Source organism: Pseudomonas sp. CBZ-4, assembly GCF_000346755.1.
Taxonomy (GTDB): domain Bacteria; phylum Pseudomonadota; class Gammaproteobacteria; order Pseudomonadales; family Pseudomonadaceae; genus Aquipseudomonas.
On sequence record NZ_ANNV01000085.1, the window covers coordinates 1 to 2,021 of the forward strand.

The following is a 2,021-nucleotide window of genomic DNA, read 5'->3' on the forward strand; positions in this document are numbered from 1 at the left end:
CCTATATCCGCCGCCCGCCGTACTGGGAAGGCGCGCTGGCCGGGGCGCGTCCGCTCAAGGGCATGCGCCCGCTGGCGGTGCTGCCGGACAACATCACCACCGACCACCTGTCGCCGTCCAACGCGATCATGCTCGACAGCGCCGCCGGCGAATACCTGGCGAAAATGGGCTTGCCGGAAGTGGACTTCAACTCCTACGCGACTCACCGGGGCGACCACCTGACCGCGCAGCGCGCCACCTTTGCCAACCCGAAACTGTTCAACGAAATGGTGATGGAAAACGGCAAGGTCAAGCAGGGTTCCCTGGCGCGCATCGAGCCTGAAGGCCAGGTCACGCGGATGTGGGAAGCCATCGAAACCTACATGGAACGCAAGCAACCGCTGATCATCATTGCCGGCGCCGACTACGGGCAGGGCTCGTCCCGCGACTGGGCGGCCAAGGGCGTGCGCCTGGCCGGGGTGGAAGCGATTGCCGCCGAAGGGTTCGAGCGCATCCACCGCACCAACCTGGTGGGCATGGGCGTGCTGCCCCTGGAATTCCTGCCGGGCACCGACCGCCACACCTTGCAGATCGACGGCAGTGAAACCTATGACGTGCTCGGCGCGCGCACCCCGCGTGCGACGCTGACCCTGGTGATCAACCGCAAGAATGGCGAACGTGTCGAAGTGCCGGTGACCTGCCGCCTGGACACCGCCGAAGAAGTGTCGATCTACGAGGCGGGCGGCGTGTTGCAACGTTTTGCCCAGGACTTCCTGGAATCGGCGGCGACGGCCTGAGGGGTAACCATGGCACATGCAGCGCAAATCAAGATTCCCGCCACCTATATGCGTGGCGGCACCAGCAAGGGCGTGTTTTTCAGCCTCACCGACCTGCCCGCCGTGGCGCAGGTGCCAGGCGCTGCGCGGGATGCCCTGCTGCTGCGGGTGATCGGCAGCCCCGATCCCTACGACAAGCAGATCGACGGCATGGGCGGCGCCACATCCAGCACCAGCAAGACGGTGATCCTGGCCAAAAGTACCCGCGCCGATCACGACGTGGACTACCTGTTCGGCCAGGTATCCATCGACAAGCCGTTTGTGGATTGGAGCGGCAACTGCGGCAACCTGTCGGCGGCGGTGGGTTCGTTCGCCGTCAGCGCGGGGCTGGTCGATTCGTCCCGCATCCCCCACAACGGCGTGGCCGTGGTGCGGGTGTGGCAGGCCAATATCGGCAAGACCATCATCGCCCACGTGCCGATCACCGACGGCGCGGTGCAGGAAACCGGCGACTTCGAACTGGACGGCGTGACCTTCCCGGCCGCCGAAGTGCAGTTGGAATTCATGGACCCGGCGGCGGAAGAAGAGGGCGGTGGCGGTTCGATGTTTCCCACCGGCAACCTGGTGGATGACCTGGAGGTACCCGGCGTCGGCACCTTCAAGGCGACGCTGATCAACGCCGGCATCCCGACCATTTTTATCAACGCCGAAGACCTCGGCTACACCGGTACCGAGTTGCAAGGCGCGATCAACAGCGACCCCAAGGCCCTGGCGATGTTCGAAACCGTGCGCGCCTACGGCGCGCTGCGCATGGGCCTGATCAAGCACCTGGACGAAGCCGCCCAGCGCCAGCACACGCCGAAAGTCGCGTTTGTCGCCAAGCCTGCGGACTACGTGGCCTCCAGCGGCAAGGCGATCAAGGCCGCTGATGTGGACTTGCTGGTGCGCGCGCTGTCCATGGGCAAGCTGCACCACGCGATGATGGGCACGGCAGCGGTGGCGATTGGCACGGCGGCGGCGATTTCCGGGACCTTGGTCAACCTGGCGGCCGGTGGTGTGGAGCGTAATGCGGTGCGCTTCGGCCATCCGTCCGGCACGTTGCGGGTGGGCGCCGAGGCCAGTGAAGTCAACGGTGAGTGGGTGGTGAAGAAGGCCATCATGAGCCGTAGTGCGCGGGTGTTGATGGAGGGCTTTGTGCGCATTCCCGGCGATGCCTTCTAAAACATCACACTAACCCTGTGGGAGCGGGCTTGCCCGCGATAGCGG

At 65.4% G+C, this 2,021-nt stretch carries 1 protein-coding gene and 1 pseudogene; both read left to right on the forward strand.

Annotation, left to right across the window (positions count from 1 at the left end; genetic code table 11):
- A pseudogene (locus tag B348_RS01000000129890) lies at positions 1–776 on the forward strand (Fe/S-dependent 2-methylisocitrate dehydratase AcnD); the annotation flags it as partial.
- A 9-nt stretch (positions 777–785) separates the two neighbouring features.
- On the forward strand, positions 786–1,976 hold the full coding sequence (prpF, locus tag B348_RS0110750) for a 2-methylaconitate cis-trans isomerase PrpF (RefSeq protein WP_017736129.1): 1,191 nt from the start codon (positions 786–788) through the stop codon (positions 1,974–1,976).
- The last annotated feature ends 45 nt before the right edge of the window (positions 1,977–2,021 follow it).